This is a genomic window from Paraburkholderia sp. GAS334 (genome assembly GCF_050436625.1).
GTDB lineage: Bacteria > Pseudomonadota > Gammaproteobacteria > Burkholderiales > Burkholderiaceae > Paraburkholderia.
The window spans coordinates 338,800-358,784 of record NZ_JBNDMO010000003.1; the positions used below are offsets into that span (position 1 = coordinate 338,800).

Annotated in this window: 18 protein-coding genes; 5 read left to right on the top strand and 13 right to left on the bottom strand. The window is 63.0% G+C overall.

All coding sequences use genetic code 11. The features are described from left to right. Window positions 1-20: 20 nt before the first annotated feature. The 5 genes from leuS to P3T21_RS08460 form a co-directional block, all read right to left on the bottom strand. A complete protein-coding gene (gene leuS / locus P3T21_RS08440; protein WP_429255464.1) occupies window positions 21-2,615 on the bottom strand; it encodes a leucine--tRNA ligase in 2,595 nt (864 codons plus the stop codon). Window positions 2,616-2,780: 165 nt separating this feature from the next. Beyond that, the gene (locus tag P3T21_RS08445) at window positions 2,781-3,215 is read right to left on the bottom strand and encodes an ExbD/TolR family protein (protein WP_429255465.1); all 435 of its coding nucleotides are present in this window, start codon (window positions 3,213-3,215) and stop codon (window positions 2,781-2,783) included. A 24-nt stretch (window positions 3,216-3,239) separates the two neighbouring features. After that, window positions 3,240-3,923: a MotA/TolQ/ExbB proton channel family protein gene (locus P3T21_RS08450; protein WP_429255466.1), complete on the bottom strand. Its 684-nt coding sequence runs from the start codon at window positions 3,921-3,923 to the stop codon at window positions 3,240-3,242. 51 nt (window positions 3,924-3,974) lie between these two features. Beyond that, window positions 3,975-4,772: a 4-hydroxy-tetrahydrodipicolinate reductase gene (gene dapB / locus P3T21_RS08455; RefSeq protein ID WP_429255467.1), complete on the bottom strand. Its 798-nt coding sequence runs from the start codon at window positions 4,770-4,772 to the stop codon at window positions 3,975-3,977. Between the two features lie 193 nt (window positions 4,773-4,965). Next, on the bottom strand, window positions 4,966-5,784 hold the full coding sequence (locus tag P3T21_RS08460) for an outer membrane protein assembly factor BamE (RefSeq protein ID WP_429255573.1): 819 nt from the start codon (window positions 5,782-5,784) through the stop codon (window positions 4,966-4,968). A gap of 153 nt (window positions 5,785-5,937) precedes the next feature. Here P3T21_RS08460 and fur point away from each other — a divergent pair, with 153 nt between their 5' ends. Next, window positions 5,938-6,366, top strand: a complete 429-nt coding sequence (gene fur, locus P3T21_RS08465; protein WP_429255468.1) for a ferric iron uptake transcriptional regulator — start codon at window positions 5,938-5,940, stop codon at window positions 6,364-6,366. A 100-nt stretch (window positions 6,367-6,466) separates the two neighbouring features. On the opposite strand, the gene P3T21_RS08470 is transcribed toward fur, so the two are convergent. From P3T21_RS08470 to P3T21_RS08480, 3 genes are all read right to left on the bottom strand, one after another. Beyond that, window positions 6,467-6,985, bottom strand: a complete 519-nt coding sequence (locus P3T21_RS08470) for an ureidoglycolate lyase (protein WP_429255469.1) — start codon at window positions 6,983-6,985, stop codon at window positions 6,467-6,469. Window positions 6,986-6,998: 13 nt separating this feature from the next. Continuing rightward, window positions 6,999-8,009 carry an allantoicase gene (gene alc, locus P3T21_RS08475; RefSeq protein WP_429255470.1) on the bottom strand — a complete coding sequence of 337 codons (1,011 nt, stop codon included), beginning with the start codon at window positions 8,007-8,009 and terminating at the stop codon, window positions 6,999-7,001. 63 nt (window positions 8,010-8,072) lie between these two features. After that, window positions 8,073-9,398: a C4-dicarboxylate transporter DctA gene (locus P3T21_RS08480; RefSeq protein WP_429255471.1), complete on the bottom strand. Its 1,326-nt coding sequence runs from the start codon at window positions 9,396-9,398 to the stop codon at window positions 8,073-8,075. 226 nt (window positions 9,399-9,624) lie between these two features. Here P3T21_RS08480 and P3T21_RS08485 point away from each other — a divergent pair, with 226 nt between their 5' ends. Then, window positions 9,625-10,320, top strand: a complete 696-nt coding sequence (locus P3T21_RS08485) for a FadR/GntR family transcriptional regulator (protein WP_429255472.1) — start codon at window positions 9,625-9,627, stop codon at window positions 10,318-10,320. Window positions 10,321-10,454: 134 nt separating this feature from the next. Here P3T21_RS08485 and gap read toward each other — a convergent pair whose 3' ends face one another. Together gap and tkt are read right to left on the bottom strand one after the other, a co-directional pair. Then, window positions 10,455-11,465, bottom strand: a complete 1,011-nt coding sequence (gene gap / locus P3T21_RS08490) for a type I glyceraldehyde-3-phosphate dehydrogenase (RefSeq protein ID WP_429255473.1) — start codon at window positions 11,463-11,465, stop codon at window positions 10,455-10,457. A gap of 102 nt (window positions 11,466-11,567) precedes the next feature. Continuing rightward, complete coding sequence (gene tkt, locus P3T21_RS08495; RefSeq protein ID WP_429255474.1) at window positions 11,568-13,586, bottom strand: transketolase; 2,019 nt, start codon at window positions 13,584-13,586, stop codon at window positions 11,568-11,570. A 433-nt stretch (window positions 13,587-14,019) separates the two neighbouring features. On the opposite strand from tkt, the gene speE reads away from it, so the two are divergent. The 3 genes from speE (at window position 14,020) to P3T21_RS08510 (ending at window position 16,166) form a co-directional block, all read left to right on the top strand. Next, window positions 14,020-14,886, top strand: coding sequence for a polyamine aminopropyltransferase (gene speE, locus P3T21_RS08500; RefSeq protein WP_429255475.1), 867 nt, complete (start codon window positions 14,020-14,022; stop codon window positions 14,884-14,886). 106 nt (window positions 14,887-14,992) lie between these two features. Beyond that, a complete protein-coding gene (locus P3T21_RS08505) occupies window positions 14,993-15,406 on the top strand; it encodes a VOC family protein (RefSeq protein ID WP_429255476.1) in 414 nt (137 codons plus the stop codon). Between the two features lie 19 nt (window positions 15,407-15,425). Next, the gene (locus P3T21_RS08510) at window positions 15,426-16,166 is read left to right on the top strand and encodes a 16S rRNA (uracil(1498)-N(3))-methyltransferase (RefSeq protein ID WP_429255477.1); all 741 of its coding nucleotides are present in this window, start codon (window positions 15,426-15,428) and stop codon (window positions 16,164-16,166) included. Window positions 16,167-16,324: 158 nt separating this feature from the next. Here the strand turns inward: P3T21_RS08510 and P3T21_RS08515 are convergent, their stop codons facing one another. The 3 genes from P3T21_RS08515 to P3T21_RS08525 form a co-directional block, all read right to left on the bottom strand. Continuing rightward, a complete protein-coding gene (locus tag P3T21_RS08515; RefSeq protein ID WP_429255478.1) occupies window positions 16,325-16,894 on the bottom strand; it encodes a barstar family protein in 570 nt (189 codons plus the stop codon). Between the two features lie 7 nt (window positions 16,895-16,901). Continuing rightward, window positions 16,902-17,312 (bottom strand): ribonuclease, encoded by a 411-nt coding sequence (locus tag P3T21_RS08520; protein WP_429255479.1) that lies wholly within the window; start codon window positions 17,310-17,312, stop codon window positions 16,902-16,904. A 334-nt stretch (window positions 17,313-17,646) separates the two neighbouring features. After that, a complete protein-coding gene (locus P3T21_RS08525) occupies window positions 17,647-19,941 on the bottom strand; it encodes an NADP-dependent malic enzyme (RefSeq protein WP_429255480.1) in 2,295 nt (764 codons plus the stop codon). Window positions 19,942-19,985 lie beyond the last annotated feature (44 nt).

A 19,985-nucleotide genomic window follows, 5' to 3' on the forward strand; every position in this document is an offset into this window, starting at 1 on the left:
TGTCCATCCTGCTGCTTCCGTTAAACGACGACGTTGATGAGACGACCCGGCACGACGACGATCTTCTTCGGCGGCTTGCCTTCGCCGAATTTCGCGACCATCTCGTGCGCGAGCGCCGCCTGTTCGATGGCTTCGCGCGTCGCCTCTTTCGCGACCGTCAGCGCGCCGCGCACCTTGCCGTTCACCTGCAGCACGAGTTCGATCTCCGACTGCTCCAGCGCCTGTTCGTCGACCTTCGGCCACGGCGCGTCGAGCAGCGAGCCGGCTTCGTCTGCGTAGCCAAGTTCCTGCCACAGCTGGAACGTCGCATGCGGCACGACCGGATACAGCACGCGCAGCAGCACGCCGTACGTTTCACGCAGCACGGCGGGCGTCGCACCCCTGGCGCTTTCAATGGCGTTCAGCATCTTCATCGCCGCCGACACCACCGTGTTGTACTGCAGGCGCTGGTAGTCGTAGTCCGCCTGCTTCAGCACGCTGTAGATCTCGCGACGCAGCACCTTGTCGGTGTCGGAAAGCTTTGTGGCATCGAACGATGCGCGTTGAGCCAGCGCCGTTTCGTTTGCCTGACCGAATGTCCACAGACGGCGCAGGAAGCGGCTCGCGCCCTCGACGCCCGAACCCGACCACTCCAGCTGCTGCTCGGGCGGCGCCGCGAACATCACGAAGAGGCGCGCGGTGTCAGCGCCATACTGGTCGATCAGCACCTGCGGATCGACGCCGTTGTTCTTCGACTTCGACATCTTCTCCACGCCGCCCAGCACGACCGGCTGACCGTCCGCGATCAGAACTGCGCCCATCGGACGACCCTTGTCGTCATACGTGACGGTGACGTCGGCCGGGTTGTACCAGGTCTTCTTGCCTGCATCGCTTTCGCGATAGTAGGTTTCGTTGAGCACCATGCCCTGCGTAAGCAGGTTCTTCGCCGGTTCGCCGAACTTCACGAGACCCATGTCGCGCATGACCTTCGCCCAGAAACGCGAGTACAAGAGGTGAAGAATCGCGTGCTCGATGCCGCCGATGTACTGGTCCATCGGCATCCAGTAATCGGTGCGCTCGTCGACCATCGTCTTCGCGTCCGGCGCTGCGTAGCGGTAGAAGTACCACGACGAATCGACGAAGGTGTCCATCGTGTCGGTTTCACGCCTCGCGGCCGCGCCGCACGTCGGACACGTGCAGTTCACGAACGCTTCGGACTTCGCGAGCGGATTGCCCGTGCCGTCCGGCACGAGGTCTTCCGGCAGCACAACAGGCAGATCCTTTTCCGGCACCGGCACGTCGCCGCAGCTCGGGCAATGGATGATCGGAATCGGCGTGCCCCAGTAACGCTGACGCGAAATGCCCCAGTCGCGCAGACGCCACGTGATCTGTTTGTCACCGAGATCGAGCGCTTTCAGGTCGACGGCGATTGCATCGACGGCTGCCGCATAGCCGAGGCCGTTGTACTTGCCGCTATTCGCGCACACAACGCCTTCCTTGTCGCCGTACCATTCCTGCCAGGCGTCGGTCGAGAACGTCTTGCCTTCGGCTGCGATGACCTGCCTGATCGGCAAACCGTATTTCTTCGCGAACGCGAAGTCGCGCTCGTCGTGCGCCGGCACGCCCATCACCGCGCCTTCGCCGTAGGTCATCAGCACATAGTTGCCGATCCACACTTCGACCTTTTCCTGCGTCAGCGGATGCGTGACGAAGAAGCCAGTCGGCATGCCCTTCTTTTCCATCGTCGCGACGTCGGCTTCGGCGACGCCGCCGCGCTTGCATTCCTCGATGAACGCCTGCAGTTCCGGCTTGCCCTGCGCGAGACGCGTCGCGAGCGGGTGCTCAGCGGCCACCGCGCAGAACGTGACGCCCATGATCGTGTCGGCGCGCGTCGTGAAGACGCGCAGCAGCTTCGCTTCGCCGTCGATCTCATACGGGAAGCCGAAGTTCACGCCGAAGCTCTTGCCGATCCAGTTCTGCTGCATCACCTTCACGCGCTCGGGCCAGCCGAGGCCTTCGAGGTCGCTCAGCAGTTCATCCGCGTACTGCGTGATGCGCATGTAGTACATCGGGATTTCGCGCTTTTCGACAAGCGCGCCCGAACGCCAGCCGCGGCCGTCGATCACCTGCTCGTTCGCGAGCACGGTCTGGTCGACCGGGTCCCAGTTCACCGTGCCGGTCTTCTTGTATGCGATACCCTTTTCGAGCATCTTCAGGAAGAGCCACTGGTTCCACTTGTAGTAATCCGGGCTGCAGGTTGCGACTTCGCGCGACCAGTCGATGGCGAGACCCATCGACTGCATCTGCTTCTTCATGTACTCGATGTTGTCGTACGTCCACTTTGCCGGCGGCACGTTGTTCGCGATCGCCGCGTTTTCCGCGGGCATGCCGAACGCGTCCCAACCCATCGGCATCAGCGTGTTGTAGCCATTCATCCGCAGATAACGGTACATCACGTCGTTGATCGTGTAGTTGCGCACGTGACCCATGTGCAGCTTGCCCGACGGATACGGCAGCATCGAGACGCAGTAGAACTTGGGTTTGTCGCTGACTTCCGTCGTCTTGTAGGCGTCGATGGCGCGCCATTGCCCTTGCGCGGCGGATTCGACGTCGGAGGGAACGTATTTTTCGTGCATGGTGTGGTGGAGTCGCTGGTTCGGTGCTTCCGCACCGGGCCGGGTGCTTTGCTTGATGGAATCGGTCGCCCCCTCGCGGGGGAAAGGGCTGATTATACCGTCCGGCGGCGGTCTGGCCGGGGCGGCGACGGTGCGATTTGCGGCGGGTTGCGGCGACGACGCGTCTTAAGGCCTGCCCGGCGCAGCCGGCGGCGGATCGGTCACAAAGCCAATCCGCTCGAGCCCGGCCTGCTGCGCGGCACCCATCACCAGGGCAATCGTTTCATAGCGCGTCGAACGCTCGGCGCGCAGATGGATTTCGGGCTGGTCAGAACGTTTGCCTTCATCGGCGAATCGTGCGCGCAACTGGTCAAGCGTGATGGGCGTGCTGTCCCAGTAGAGCCTGCCGGAGGCATCGATGGAAAGGGAAATCGTTTGCGGCGTCTGACGCGACGGCGCCGACGCCACCTTCGGCAGATCCAGCCTGATCGCGTGCGTGAACAGCGGCGCGGTGATGATGAAGATGACGAGCAGCACGAGCATCACGTCGATCAGCGGCGTCATGTTGATCTCCGCCATCGGTGCGGCCGTCTGCTTCTTTTCGAGCCCGCCGAATGCCATATCGATGACCTCCGCGAAAGATGTTCAGGCGCCCGTTGCGTTCGTTACGCCCGGCGCGCACACAAAGGCGTGCAGGTCGTGCGCGAAGCCGTCGAGTTCTTCCGACAACTGGCGCACCATGCGCCCGAGCACGTTATAGGCGAGCACCGCCGGAATCGCGACGACAAGACCGAACGCCGTCATGATCAGCGCCTCGCCGACCGGCCCGGCGACGTTCTCGATCATCGCCTGCCCGCTTGCCGCGATGCTGCCGAGTGCGTGATAGATGCCCCACACGGTGCCGAGCAGGCCGACAAACGGCGCCGTACTACCAACCGAAGCGAGCAGCACCTGGCCGAATTCCAGCCGGCGCTGCGACGCAGCCAGCGCCTGACGCAGCGCGCGCAGCACGCGCTCGCTGCGCTCGACGCGGCCAAGCAGCGCACCGGGCATATCCGCCTCGGCCGCATGCAGTGCCGCTTCCGCGAGCGGCGCGAACACGCGTTCGCGATCCGCGAGCCGCATCGCGACGACGCCATCCGACAGGGTTTGCGCCTGCCAGAAGAGCGCCACGGCACGCGGCCCCTGATGTTTCGCCCGTCCGAGCACCCAGCTTTTCACGATCAGGAAACACCAGCTCGCCACCGACATCGCCAGCAACACCCACGCGACGCCATGCGTAATTGCGTCGCTGGTCTGCAGATAGTGGAGGATGCCGGTGGTTGCCATCGAGCCTCGCTGTGGGACTGTCGGACGGTTGAACCGCCGGTAGATACGTGTTTAGCGCAGGCCGAGCACGTCCTGCATATCGAAGAAACCGGTCGGATGACCTTCGAGGAAACGCACTGCGCGCAGCGCGCCCTGTGCGTAGGACAAACGGCTCGCCGATTTGTGCGTGATTTCGATGCGCTCGCCGATGCCGGCAAACAGCACCGTATGGTCACCGACGATATCGCCGCCACGGATCGCGGAAAAGCCGATCGTCGACGGATCGCGTTCGCCGGTCACGCCTTCGCGGCCGTACACCGCGCACTGGTCGAGATCGCGGCCGAGCGCGTCGGCGATCACTTCGCCCATCATTAGCGCAGTGCCCGACGGTGCGTCGACCTTGTGACGGTGATGCGCCTCGATGATTTCGATGTCGTAGCCGGTTGCGAAATGACGCGCCGCGAATTCGAGCAGCTTGAGCGTGACGTTAACGCCGACGCTCATGTTCGCCGCGAACACGACGCCGGTCTTTTCGCCGGCCGCGCGCAGCTGCGCCTTCTGCGCATTGTCAAAACCGGTCGTGCCGATCACGAGCTTCACGTTGTGACGCAGCGCGGCTTCGAGATGCACCATCGCACCATCAGGACGCGTGAAGTCGATCAGATAGTCGGCTTCGGCGAACACGCGGTCGATGTCGTCGGTCAGCAGGACGCCTGTCTGCTTGCCGAGAAACGCGCCGGCGTCCTGGCCCAGTTGCGGGTTGCCGGCGCGGACGAGCGCGCCTGCGAGCGTCGCGTCGGGATCGTTCAGGACAGTTTCGATGAGCATACGGCCCATCCGGCCCGACGCTCCTGCAATGGCAATTTTCATCGGCAACTCGTCAGCAATTCAGCGGCAACTGCGGGCAACACCCGGGCACCACGAGGAAAAACATGAAAAGGCAGGCGGGCCCGCCGCACGCATCTGTTGCGCGTTCGGCAGGCCCGGCAGGCTTACGCCTGGGGCAAGCTCACCCATCGTGCGCACCTTGCGGATGTAACCCGCAAAGATACGGACAATGCGTTTAGCCGCCCGTTCCCGTCGATGCAGGCGCCGGCGTGTTGCTTTGCGGCCCGACCGGACCCACGGGGTTTTCCGACGGTGCATTCGGATTGGTCGGCGGCGGCGGACGGTGGAACTGGAACTGTGGCGTGACCGGCGTGCCGGAATTCGGCGGCAGACCTGCCGACGGCGGCGTGCCCGCACGCACCGATGGCGTCGTATTACGTGCCGGCGCCTGGACTGCGTCGGTCGCGCGGTTTGCGGCCTGCGCGGCCTGCTCGTTCGCGGCCGTTGACGGCAACGCGGCCGCAGCGGACGCATCGGCTGAAGGCGAACGCGCCGTATCGTACGGCGCCGGGGCCGGGGCCGGCGCCGACGCAGCGGCAGCCTCGACCGGCGCGCTCGCGCCGCTCGCAACAACCGGTGCGGCGGCGGTCTTCTTCCTGCCATGCCTGTCGCCATCGATATCGGCGAGCAGTTCGAGGTTCGACGGCAGATCTTCTCCACCCGACCAGCTCGCGACACGATCATTCGCGAAAATCACGACGAAGTCGCGCTGCTGCACGATGGAGGTCGACCCGCGCTTGAAATAGAACAGGTAGTCCCAGCGGTCCGCGTGGAACATATCAGTCAGAAGCGGCGTGCCCAGCACCTGGCGCACTTCCGCGCGCGACATGCCGACCTTCATTTGTGCCGCGGCTTCGCTCGAGACGAAGTTGCCCTGCACGACAGTAATCCGGTACGGCGTGATGCTTTGCGCAATACGCTGCGTGAGGTTGTCGTATGTGGAACATCCAGCAAGAACCGCAACAACCGCAGCAGCGATCAAGGTACCCCGCATGCGGCTCCCCCGGTAGATCAATTGAGATTTTGAAATCATTTCACTCACCGTGCGGGCTTGCTGGCAAGCCGCGCGAGTTTCTATCGAAGATGACCTGAACAGCAATTCACATTACTATTAGAACCCTGCATTGTACTCTAGGGACTCGCCGTCATGACCAATCCAACCGATCTCAAGAATATCGGGCTTAAGGCGACCCTACCGCGCCTCAAGATTCTCGAGATCTTCCAGCACAGCCCGGTGCGCCATCTGACGGCGGAAGACGTCTACCGGAACCTGCTGCACGAGGAACTCGACATTGGTCTCGCCACGGTGTATCGGGTGCTCACGCAGTTCGAGCAGGCCGGTCTTCTGTCGCGCAGCAATTTTGAATCCGGCAAGGCGGTTTTCGAGCTGAACGAAGGGACGCATCACGATCACCTCGTGTGCCTCGATTGCGGGATGGTCGAAGAGTTTTTCGACCCCGAAATCGAAGGCCGTCAACAAGCCATTGCGAAGGAGCGTGGGTTCAAGCTGCAGGAACACGCGCTGGCACTGTACGGCGCCTGCACGAAGGAAAACTGCCCGCATCGCAAGCATTGATCTGATCTGACAGCAGGGGCGGCGCTTCCGCAGCGCCTGCCATGACGAAAGGCCCGGTTTGGCAGTGCCAACCGGGCCTTTTCCGTGCCGCGCGCATGACTCAGGTTGCGATCCCCGCAATCTGCTCGCCCGGCACTTCCAGCCGCCACGGTTCCGTCAATGCGATCTCATCGCAATTGGGCTGTTCGCCGCCGCGATCGATCACCACAAAGTCACTCACGCGATCGAGCGCCAGCAGCGGATGGTGCCAGACGCCTTTCGCGTAATTGACGCCCTGCCAGCCTTCGTTCCAGAACGCGCGCATCTGCGACACGTCGAACTCACCCGCCGGCGCGACGACGATCACGTAGCGCGCGTCGCTTAACGGCAGAAATGCCTGACTGCCGAGCGGATGCCGCTCCATCATCGAGATTTCCAGCGGCCACGCGCGTGGCTGTCCGCGAAACACGTTGATCAACGGCCGGCCTCCGTCACTGCATACGTCGACGGTTGCCAGATCGTGAAAGCGTTCGGTCGTGCCGCCGTTGATCGGGAAATGGCGGGCGCCATCCAGTTCGATCACATCGCCGAACGGCGCGAAGGCTTCGCGCGTCAGGCGCGCGATCCGCAGTGTCTTCATGACGGCCTCTCCGTTACTCGATCTCGCCCAGGAGACGCAGCCGCGACACGCCGCCGTCCGGATAGATATTGAAGCGCACGTGCGTCACGGGTCCGAGCGCGGCGAGCTGCTCGCTGTATGTGTGGACGTTGTCCATTTTCAGCGATTGCTCGGGCAACAGCACGGGCCAGAACATCGCCTGTGTGACGAGCGAATCGTCGGTGCCGCCCACGACCGTCGCCGCCTGCAGCGAACAGCGATCCGGGAAATTGCCCTTGAAATGCGCGGTGTCCACTTCGACGCGGCGGATCGTGCCCGGCCGCGCAAGCGCGACGATGGCCCAGTCGTTGCCCGGCTCGCGACGCCGACGCGTCTCCCAGCCGTCGCCCATGTTGACGCCGCGTCCTGGCATCAGCATCGTCGACGCCGGCCCGAAATGCTGGTTGTTCGCGGCGACGAGATACGCGCCGTTTTCGATCGCAGCGAGATCGATCAGGCTGCCGCGTTCGATATTGCTCCAGTCGCGCTTCGGTTGACCGTACACACGCAGACGCGCGAGGCCGCCATCCGGATAGAGATTCACGCGCAGGTGCGTGAACGCCCGCGCGTCGTTCACTTCGACGTAGTGATGCTGGTTGCCCTGCAACGTCGTTGCAGGCACGAGCGTTTGCCAGTCGGCGTTATCCGGCGGCGTTTCGCCATCGACGTGGCACGCTTCGATTGAAGCCGCCGGCGGAAAATTGCCGGTGAAATGGCTCGTATCCAGATCGACGCCGTGCACGACGCCCGGACGCGCAAGCCGGACCACGCAGTAATCATGACCGGTGGTGCGCTTGCGACGCGTTTCCCAGCCGTCCATCCATTTGCCGTGCTCGTCGTACTTGCCGGGGATGAACACCGCCGGCTGCGGATCGAGCATGCGTTCTTTCGGCGCGAAGAATTCGTCGCTGGCGAAGAGCGCCTTCGCGCCCAGACGCGGATCGGCGAGATTCATATAGCGGCGCGTGAAGGCGGGTGCGTTCGGGTCGAGGATTGGAGTAGCCATGATGTCAGTCTGTCCTTCGGATCGTTGGGTGAAAACCGGCGGCAACGTTGCGCGCCGGAATGATCAGATTACGTGCGCCGGTTCGCCGGCTGCGGACCCGGCGTTCTCATCGCCGCCCGGCACGAAACGCAGTTCGGCATCCTGATCCAGCACGCGGCGCGCACGCACCTTGTCGATATCGTTTTCCCACACGGCGACGACCACCGTCGCCACGCAGTTGCCGATCAGGTTGGTCAGCGCCCGAGCGATGCCGACGAACCAGTCGACCGGCAAAATCAGCACGAGGCCGAGCACGGGAATCGCAGGAATCGCGGAGAGCGTCGCGGCGAGAATCACGATCGCGGAACCCGGAATGCCGTGTGCGCCCTTCGACGTCACCAGCGAAACCAGCACCACAACGATCAGATCGTGCATCGACAGCGGCGTATTCGTGGCCTGCGCAATGAAAATCACCGCGAGCGTCAGATAGATCGAGAAGCCGTCGAGATTGAACGAATAGCCAGTCGGAATCACGAGACCGACGGTCGAATCCTTCACGCCCATCCATTCGAGCTTGCGCATGATCTGCGGCAGCACTGCGTCGGACGAAGCCGTGCCGAGCACGATCGACAGTTCTTCACGCAGATAGCGAATCAGCTTGAACACGTTGAAGCCGGCAAGCCGCATCACCACGCCGAGCACGACCGCGACGAATACGATGCAGCTCGCGTAGAACACGATCACCAGCATGCCGAGCTGTTTGAGCGACGCAACGCCATACGTGCCGGTGGTGAATGCAATCGCGCCGAGCACGCCGAGCGGCGCGAGCTTGATGATGAAACTCATCACGCGGAAAAAGACCTGCGCGAGTTCGTCGACGAGGCTGCTGACGCGTTGCGCTTTCTCACCGAGCAGCGAGAGCGCCGAGCCGAACAGCACCGAGAACACGAGAATCTGCAGGATGTCGCCCTTTGCGAAGGCATCGATAGCAGTTTCGGGGATGATTTTCAGCAGGAACCCAGCCGTGTCCTTCAGGCTCTTCGCGTGCTCCGTGTACGTGGAGAGCGACGCGGCGTCGAGCGAATGCAGATCGATGTTCATGCCGACGCCGGGTCTCGTCGCGTAAGCCAGCACCGCGCCGATCACGAGCGCGATTGTCGTCATGATTTCGAAGTAGACCACCGCCTTCAGTCCCACGCGGCCCACTTTCTTCAGGTCGCCGGCATGCGCCATCCCGCCCACAACGACGCAGAACACGATCGGACCGATCACCATCTTGATGAGCTTGAGGAAGCCGTCGCCGAGCGGCCTCAACGATTGCGCGAAATGGGGAAACAACGCGCCGATCACGATGCCCGCCACCAGCGCGATCACCACCCGGCCAAACAGCGAATTGAAAAACTTCAACACGGCTTTCTCCTGGTTCCGGTTCATCTGTTCATACTGGTCCGACCAGTACTGTTATGGCGAATAGTAGGAAGCCGATATAGTCGAGTCAAGGAGAGATTCGACGGGGTTTACCCCCGCGATCTGGCCGTCGTTCAGGCATGCCTTGCGCAGGTTAGTAAACGCGCGATGCACAGGTTCGCAGCGAGGACTACAATGCCGGTCAGACCACGTCCATTTCAAAAGTCAGATGAAAAACGTTCCGCATACCGTCACTGATGCCGCGATTGCGACGATCCGCGAAAGGATCGAAAGCGGCGCGTATCCCGTCAGCAGTCTTTTGCCGGCGCAGCGTCAGTTGTCGGAGGAACTGGCCATCAGCCGCGCTTCGCTGCGCGAGGCGCTATCAACGCTCGAGGCGCTCGGCCTGCTGACAATCAGACCCGGCAAGGGCGTGTATGTCCAGAGCGCGCAGGCAACCGCCGGCGGACACGCGTGGCGTTTTGCTGATCAATCGTCGTTGCCGGACACGTACCAGATGCGTTTCGCGCTCGAAGGCTTTGTCGCGCGCATGGCGGCGCTCGCGGTCAGCGACAGCGACATCGAATGGTTCGAGGACAACATCGCCGCGTTGCACGGCGCGCTGGCCGCAGCCGAACTCGACGAAGCGGCCCAGCTCGACTTCGAGTTCCATATGCGGATGGTGAGCATCGCCGGCAACGCGGCGATCGAGTCGATCCTGCGCAGCAGCGCGGACATCATGAAGGAAAGCCAGCGCATGCCCTTCTACCGGCGCGAACTCGTGCTGACGACGTATCACGAGCATCGTGCGATTCTCGACGCGCTCAAGGCGCGCGACGCCGACGCCGCAGGCAAGGCCATCGAGACGCATATCGCGAACGCCGCGCAGCGCGCCGGCGTGTATTTTCCGACGCCGCGAGTGTGACGGCCGCTGCGGGTGTGACCGCGTCCGCGGCATGGCACGCCGCGACGCCACGCGAAAGGCCATAAAAAAACCGCTCCGAAGAGCGGTTTTTTGTTCCTGCCAGACGCGGGTCACGCGATAAATGACTTCGCGCCTTACTTCGCGTTTGCCAACGCCACAGCCGTATCCAGCATGCGGTTCGAGAAGCCCCATTCGTTGTCGTACCAGCTGGACACCTTCACGAGACGACCCGACACCTTCGTCAGCGTCGAATCGAACGTCGACGAAGCCGGGTTGTGGTTGAAGTCGATCGACACCAGCGGTGCGGCGTTGTAGCCGAGGATGCCCTTCAGCGCGCCTTCCGATGCTTCCTTCATGATCGCGTTCACTTCTTCGACCGTCGTGTCGCGCTTCGCGATAAACGACAGGTCGACGATCGACACGTTGATCGTCGGGACGCGGATTGCGTAGCCATCCAGCTTGCCGTTCAGTTCCGGTAGCACGAGGCCAACCGCCGATGCGGCGCCCGTCTTCGTCGGGATCTGGCTGTGCGTCGCCGAGCGCGCGCGGCGCAGGTCTTCGTGATACACGTCCGTCAGAACCTGGTCGTTCGTGTACGCGTGAATCGTCGTCATCAGGCCGTTTTCGAGGCCGATCCTGTCATTCAGCGGTTTGACCAGCGGGGCCAGGCAGTTCGTCGTGCACGATGCATTCGAGATGACCGTGTCCGATGCCTTCAGGACGTGATGGTTCACGCCGTAGACGATCGTCGCGTCGACATCCTTGCCGCCCGGCGCCGAGATGATCACCTTCTTCGCGCCAGCCTTGATGTGCGCGCCCGCCTTTTCCTTGGTCGTGAAAAAGCCCGTGCATTCCATCACGACGTCGACCTTGAGTTCGGCCCACGGCAGTTCAGCCGGGTTACGGACAGCCAGCACGCGGATCTTGTCGCCGTTCACGACGAGGTTCTCGCCGTCCACCTTCACTTCGCCCGGGAACTTGCCGTGCGCCGTGTCGTACTGCGTCAGGTGGGCGTTGGTGTTGGCATCGCCGAGATCGTTGATGGCGACGATTTCGATATCGTGCTTCTTGCCGTTTTCATAGAAGGCGCGCAGCGTGTTGCGGCCGATCCGGCCGTAGCCGTTGATTGCGACGCGAATCGTCATGTTCTATCTCCTGATTCCTGATGGCTAAAAAAATACGTTCGATGCAGGGGGTTCCGCCGCCGCGCCCACCCTGCACGCGTGCGACAGAACGAAATGCCAGCGTCAGCCGAGCGTCTTCTTCGCCGTTTCCACGACGTGGTCGACCGTAAAGCCGAAGAACGGGAACAGCACGTTGGCCGGTGCGGACTCGCCGAACACGTCGATGCCAACCACGCCGCCTTCGAGGCCGACATACTTGCGCCAGAAATCGGTCACGCCCGCTTCGATCGCGACGCGGCGCACGCCCTGCGGCAGCACGCGCTCACGGTACGCAGCGTCCTGCTTGTCGAACACCGTGGTGGACGGCATCGACACGACGCGTGCCGCAATGCCGGCTTGCGCCAGCGGCTCGACGGCCTTCATCGCCAGTTCGACTTCCGAGCCGGTCGCGATCAGGATGATCTTGCGCGCGGGGATGTCGTCGTTCCAGTCGCGCAGCACGTAGCCGCCCTTCGCGATGTTCGCGATCTGCGCATCCGTACGTTCCGAGAACGCGAGGTTCTGGCGGGTGAAGATCAGGCACGACGGACCGTGGTGCTCGACTGCCTGCGTCCACGACACTGCCGTTTCGACGGTATCCGCCGGACGCCACACTTCCATATGCGGAATCAGACGCAGGCTCGACACGTGCTCGATCGACTGATGCGTCGGACCGTCTTCGCCGAGGCCGATCGAATCGTGCGTGAACACGAAGATCGACGGCGCTTTCATCAGCGAGGCGACGCGCAGCGCGTTGCGGCTGTAATCGGAGAACGTGAGGAACGTGCCGCCGAACACCTTGAAGCCACCGTGTGCAGCGATGCCGTTGATCGCCGCGCTCATGCCGAATTCGCGCACGCCATAGTTCACGTAGTTGCCGGCGGCGCCATTTTCGCCGACGCGCACGTACTTCGCCGCCTTCCAGTTGGTCAGGTTCGAACCGGTCAGGTCAGCCGAGCCGCCGAGCAGTTCCGGCAGCACGACCGACAACCCTTCGATGGTCTGCTGCGAAGCCTTGCGGGTCGCGACGGTTTCAGCGCGCTCGTTGGCGCCGGCGATGATTGCCTTCGCCTTTTCGGCCCAGTCAGCCGGCAGATGCTTCGACGTGCGGCGTTCGAATTCGGCGGCTTCCTGCGGATACTTCGCACGGTACGCGGCGAACGCCTTGTCCCATTCGCCTTCGACCTTCGCGCCCGATTCCTTCGCGTCCCACGCTGCGTAGACTTCCGGCGGGATCACGAACGGCTCGTAGTTCCAGCCGATCTTCGCGCGCGTGGCCGCGATTTCCTTGTCGCCGAGCGGCGCGCCGTGCGCGTCGTGGCTGCCAGCCTTGGTCGGCGCGCCTTCGCCGATCACCGTCTTGCAGCAGATCATGGTCGGCCTGTCCGACAGCTTCGCCTTCCTGATCGCTGCGTCGACCGCTTCGACGTCGTGACCGATGACGCCCGGGATCACGTTCCAGCCGTAGGCTTCGAAGCGCTTTGGCGTGTCATCGTGGAACCAGTGGATGACTTCGCCATCGATCGAAATGCCGTTGTCGTCATAGAACGCGATCAGCTTGTTCAGCTTCAGCACGCCCGCGAGCGAGCACGCTTCGTGCGAGATGCCTTCCATCAGGCAGCCGTCGCCGACGAACACATACGTGTGGTGATCGACGATCTTCGCGTCCGGCCTGTTGAATTCGTTGGCAAGCAGCGATTCGGCGAGCGCCATGCCGACTGCATTCGCGAGGCCCTGGCCGAGCGGGCCCGTCGTGGTCTCGACGCCCGGCGTGATGCCGTATTCCGGGTGACCCGGCGTCTTCGAATGCAGCTGACGGAAGTTCTTCAGCTCTTCCATCGGCAGATCGTAGCCGGTCAGATGCAGCAGCGAATACAGCAGCATCGAGCCGTGACCGTTCGACAGCACGAAGCGGTCGCGATCGGCCCACTGCGGATTTTTCGGGTTGTGGCGCAGATGGCGCGACCACAGCGCAACGCCGATCTCGGCCATGCCCATCGGCATGCCCGGGTGACCGGAATTGGCTTTCTGAACGGCATCCATAGCCAGTGCGCGAATCGCATTGGCCATCAGGGAGGTGGGTGCGGGAGACGAGGTCGTCATGTCGAGTCCGGAGAACGAGTCCAAAAAAGCGGGAGCGCAGGCAGCGGTCCGGAAGCTCGGCGGCCAGAGGGCTCCGGCGCACGATGCGGCGCCGGGAGACGCGAAACGGGCAGAGCAAACGGACAAGGCAGCAAAGCGGGACATTCTAGCAGATCGTCACCGTTTACCCGGCCGCAGACGGCCTGGCGAGCCAAGTTTCGCCTTGGGTTCGACTATAGGGATCGCTTAGGGTTCGCCGGGGTTTGCGGACGGAACTGGCGTCTGCTGGAGGCTGGAAAGCGGCTTGCGGAGTGGCGCTTGAGTGGTCGCCTGGGTTGGCCACCGGGTTGGCGTTCGGGTTGGCCGCTGGCTTGAACGTCGGACTGGCTCCCGCATGCGCCCCTCTATAATCGCCCCATCGAGAACTATCGCGCCGCATGCGCACCTGCCATCCGTGAGCGCCCCACTTCTCTTCCACCCTTCACCCGACACGATCTACGGCTTTCCCGGCGCTCGCCGTCTCGCGAGCGTGGATTCGCCGTTCCAGCACATCGAGGTGTGGGACACGCCGCAACTCGGCCGGCTCTTCACGCTCGACGGCCGCCCGATGACGTCGACCGGTGACGAGTTCATCTATCACGAATGCATGGTCCATCCGGCCGCGCTCGCGCACCCGGCGCCGCGCGCCGCGCTGGTGCTGGGCGGCGGTGATGGTGGCGCGGCGCGTCAGCTGTTGCGGCATCCGGGAATCGGGCGGATCGTGGTCGCCGAACTGGATGCCGAAGTGGTGCGACTCACGCGCGAGCATCTGCCCGAAGTGCACGGTGGCGCATTCGACGACGCCCGCGTCGAACTCGTGATCGGCGACGCTGCGCGCTATGTCGAAACGAGCGGTGAACACTTCGATCTGGTCGTCTTCGATCTGACGCCGCCCGATTCGCCCGCGGCCGGCCTCTATACGACGGCGTTCTACGCACAGTTAAAGCGCGTGATGACACCTGACGCCGTGTTGTCGCTCCATCTCGGCTCGCCGTATTTTCATGCGCCGCGCATCGTCGGTTTGCTGCGCGATCTGGGCGCGACATTTGCCGTGGTACGGACGCTGAGCACGTTCGTGCCGCTTTATGGATCGCAGTGGCTGATGGCAGTCGCCAGCGACACGCTCGATCCCGCCGCGCCTGACCGCGTGGACATCGCCGCGCGGCTCGCGGACCGCCAGATCGACGGTTTGCGCTGCTACGACGCAACGGTGCACGCCAGCCTCTTCGCCGCGGCGGATGCGGCGCGCGATAAACTAAGTCCATTTTTAAAGTCGTCGTGATGCCCGAGCGCAATGCGGAGTCAGGCCGGCGCGGGTCGCAGCAACTCGCACGTGTCTTGCGGCATCACCGCGTTCGCCCCGACGACCCGTCGATCCGGAGAATTCCTTGACCGCCCCTCGCCCAGCCGGTGTGCCCTGGTTGACCCCCTATCTGACGGTGCGTGATGCCCGCGTCACGATCGCGTTTTTCGAAGCTGCTTTTGGATTCGCCGTGCGAGACAGCGTGAATGATGACGGTGCCGTCATGCACGTCGAAATGACCTATCAAGGCCAGTTGATCGTGATGTTCGCGCCGGAAGGCGGATTCGGCTCGACGGCAAAGACGCCCAAAAGCGCGGGCGCGATTGCGCCGCAATCGTTCTATCTCTATGTCGACGACGTCGACGCTGTGTATGCCCGCGCCCTCGCTGCTGGCGCGAAATCGTTGAGCGCGCCCGAAGACCAGTTCTGGGGCGACCGCTTCGCCCAGATCGAGGACCCGGACGGATACCGATGGGCGCTCGCCCGTCACCTTTCATGAACCAGAGAGTCTTGCCCTGATGCCCCGTTTTTTCGTCGACATGCCGCTTCAATCCGGCAACGTCGTGCAACTTCCGGACGACGTCGTTCGCCATGTCCAGGTTCTGCGCCTGCAGACAGGCGACTCGATCGCGCTTTTCAACGGCGAAGGCGGCGAATACAGCGCCGGCCTCGTCGACGTGGAACGTCGCGCTGCCACGGTCGAAATTGCCGACTTCCGTGATATCGACCTCGAGCCGCCCTATCAGCTGACGCTCGCGCAAGGCATCGCCGGCGGCGACAAGATGGACTGGCTGATCGAAAAGGCTGTCGAACTGGGCGCATCGGGTTTCATACCGCTGACCACCACACGCAGCGTCGTGCGCCTTTCCGGCGAGCGGGCGCAACGACGGAATGTGCACTGGCAAGGCGTCGTTCGCGCGTCGTGCGAGCAATGTGGACGTAATCGTCTACCCGACGTCGTGCCCGTGAGCGAGTTCGGCGCGTGGCTCGGGACGTTATCGGACGCGCCTGCGGAAGGCGAACTGCGACTGCTGCTTTCGCCGCGCGGCAGCATCGCGTTTTCCGCGCTGCCGGTTGAGCCGCCGCGGGGTCGCGTCACGGTGTTGATCGGACCGGAGGGCGGATTGTCAGCCGATGAAGAGACGGCGGCGACGAATCAGGGCTTCACGCCGGTCGGGCTCGGGCCGCGCGTGCTGCGCACGGAAACCGCTGGCATCGCCATGCTGGCTGCGCTGGCCGCGCGCTGGGGCGGCTGGTAAATCGTTGTTCCGCGCGGCCTTTTGTTCAGGGTGTCCGTTTCCTGATGCCGAATCGATACGCGAAGATATCGCGGCACAAAAGACAAAGCCCGCCAGATGGCGGGCTTTGTCTTTATATCCTCAACGGACGGACGGCGACTCAAGCCGCCGCGACGACGTCACGCGAACGAGTAAAACACGCGGAACGCCACCTTGCGCTCGGCCCAGAACTCGGCGGCTTCGCGGAACACATCGAGCAGCGTTTCGCGGCCTTCCTTATCGAATTTTTGTGCCACCGGCAGCGCTTCGAGCACGATCACGAAGCCAGGTTGCGGACCGGCCTTCGCGACCAGATCGGTCAGGCAATCGTACAGCGCGTCGTAATTCTTGCCGAAGTGCTTGGGAAACATGAACGACGTCGCAATCGTTTCCATCACTTCCTGCTTGCTTTGCGCGTTGCCGCAACAGGCGTAGAGAAAATGCTGCTCGAGCTGGTTCGCCTCGTCAGCAAGATCCTGCACGCGAAACGCGCGGATCGACTGTACGATGTTCGGTCGTACGGTCTTGAAAAGACTCATGGGGCCCTCGTTCGATGAAAGCACAGTGCTGGCTTCGCTCTGGGTATCCTGGCCGGGGCCGGCGCTGCGCATCTGCATGACGCGCTGGAACAGATTGCCGTTACCGGCCGCGAAAAGATCCGTCGCGACTGCCGAGTCGTGCGCGTAGACGTTGTCGCTCATGCTGTTCATCCCGATGTCATTCAACAATACGTTTAAAACTCGTGTAGTGGTCGTCGGAGTAATAACAGTTGTCGGTTTGCTGTAGCGGACCACCGCAGACAATGCGACGCGCGCCCCGATTGCGGGCGCGAGGCGTGGGGACGGTGTATTCGTGGTAATAACCGCGTTTGTGCGGCGACAGCAACCGCTCGCGATTGCCGAATACGATGCCGTCCTTCTCATACGGGTAAGGCCCGCCTGCTGCAATCAAGTTCAAAGTATTGACTGCTTCCCGCGGCAATTGCGCCACCGCGATAGTGCCCTGCGCCTGATCGGTGGACGGCGTCGGGGTATCGCGCGCGAAGGCGCCAGAAACGACACTCCCGCACAGGCTGACGACGATCAGGGCGGCTGAGAGCACGCCGTTGCGGAGCCACTTGCGCGCCATGAACCAGAATTCCCGCTGTTAGATCACGAGTTCGACGACCATGAAAGGTGTAAGGGTATCTCTAATGGTCCGTGGAATCAATGCGCGATCGACCAGCCGAAGGCTCCACTGAAGCGCAAACGCCCCACTGGCGCGCCTTCCGGCGGCTTTTGCCGCAGCCAAATTAATCCTGGCTCGAATCCGGAACAATCAGGGCGCGACCGGCGAGGACATCGAACGGAAATGGCGCGGGCTTGACGCCAGTTCGTTCGAGGGCACAGCCGGTCGGCTTGCCCGGACCGCAGGACACGGCACGGCGCGACCATCGCGGACGCGCCGTTTCATGCGGCAAAAATTACCGGGAAGCGATCACATCAGCGACCAGCAACGCCGTCATGTTGACGATCCGTCGCACCGTCGCCGAAGCGGTCAGCACGTGGACCGGCTGCGCCGCACCCAGCAGCATCGGGCCAATCGCGATGTTGTTGCCGGCAGCCGTCTTGAGCAGGTTGTACGAGATGTTGGCGGCGTCGATATTCGGCAGGATCAACAGGTTCGCGTCGCCCTCAAGGGTCGACTCGGGCAGCACTTCGCGACGCAGGTTCGCGTCGAGCGCGACGTCGCCGTGCATTTCGCCGTCGATCTGCAGGTCGGGCGCGCGCTCCCGCACCAGCGCCAGCACGTCGCGCATCTTCTGGGCGCTCGGCGCGTGGCTCGTGCCGAAGTTCGAATGCGACACCAACGCGATTTTCGGCTCGATGCCGAAACGACGCACTTCCTCAGCGGCCATGACCGTGATCTCGGCGAGCTGCTCGGGCGTCGGATCGACGTTCACGTGCGTATCGACGATGAAAATCTGCCGGCCCGGCAGCACCAGCGCGTTCATCGCGGCGTAGACGCTGCAGCCTTCACGCTTGCCGATCACCTGATCGATGAAGTGCAGATGGCGGTGCGTCGTGCTGATCGTGCCGCAGATCATGCCGTCGGCCTCGCCCTTCTTCACCAGCATCGAGCCGATCAGCGTCGTGCGACGGCGCATTTCGAGCTTCGCCATCTGCTCGCTGATGCCCTTACGCACCATCATCTTGTAATAGGTTTGCCAGAAGTCGCGAAAGCGCACGTCGTGGTCGTTGTTGACGACCGTGTAATCCTGGCCAGCAACGAGGCGCAGGCCGTAGCGCGCGATACGCTGCTCGATCACCGCCGGACGGCCAATCAGGATCGGCTTCGCCAGCTTTTCATCGACGACGATCTGGAGCGCGCGCAGCACGCGCTCTTCTTCGCCTTCCGCGAACACGATGCGCTTCTTCTCCGGCTCGACGCTGCGCGCGAGCTGGAAGATCGGCTTCATCGTCGTGCCGCTGTGATAGACGAACTGCTGCAGATGCTGTTCGTACGCGTCCATGTCCTCGATCGGACGGGTCGCGACGCCCGAATCCATCGCCGCCTTCGCCACTGCCGGCGCGATCTTGACGATCAGGCGCGGATCGAACGGCTTCGGAATGAGGTACTCCGGACCAAACGACAGATCCTGAATACCATAGGCCGTGGCGACGATGTCGCTCTGCTCCTGGCGCGCGAGTTCGGCAATCGCATTCACCGCGGCGATTTCCATTTCACGCGTGACCGTCGTCGCGCCCGCATCGAGCGCGCCGCGGAAGATGAACGGGAAGCACAGGACGTTGTTGACCTGATTCGGGTAATCGGTGCGGCCCGTGCAGAGCACGGCGTCCGGACGCACTTCGAGCGCGAGTTCCGGCAGGATTTCCGGCGTCGGGTTGGCAAGCGCGAGAATCAGCGGCTTGTCGCCCATGCGTTTGACCATGTCCTGCTTCAGCACGCCACCGGCCGAAAGCCCCAGGAAAATGTCCGCGCCGTCAATCGCCTCACCCAGCGTGCGCGCGCTGGTTTCGCGCGCAAAGCGTTCCTTGTCCGGATCCATCAGTTCGACGCGACCCTTATAGACCACGCCGGCAAGATCGGTCACGAGAATGTTTTCGAGCGGCAGGCCGAGATCGACGAGCAGATCCAGACACGCCAGCGACGCTGCGCCCGCGCCTGACGCCACCAGCTTCACCTTCGAAATGTCCTTGCCGACGACCTTCAGCCCGTTCGTGACGGCCGCCGCGACGACGATCGCCGTACCGTGCTGGTCATCGTGGAACACCGGAATCTTCATGCGCTTGCGGCATTCGCGCTCGACGATAAAGCAGTCCGGCGCCTTGATGTCTTCGAGGTTGATGCCGCCGAACGTCGGTTCGAGCGCGCAGATCACCTCGACGAGCTTGTGCGGGTCGGACTCGTTAAGTTCGATGTCGAACACGTCGATGCCGGCGAACTTCTTGAACAGCACGGCCTTGCCTTCCATCACCGGCTTCGACGCGAGCGGCCCGATGTTGCCGAGACCGAGCACCGCGGTGCCGTTCGTCACCACGCCGACGAGGTTGCTGCGCGCCGTGAACCGCGCCGCGTTCAGCGGATTCTCGACGATCTCCTCGCACGCGAAGGCAACGCCGGGCGAGTACGCCAGCGCGAGGTCGCGCTGGTTGATCATCTGTTTGGTCGGTGCGATCGCGATCTTCCCGGGAGTCGGGAACTCGTGGTAATCGAGGGCAGCTTCGCGAAGTTTGGTATTGGCGGGAGTCGACATAAGGCGGGCTTGGAAGTGCAGATTAGAATAGAAGTTCGACGCAT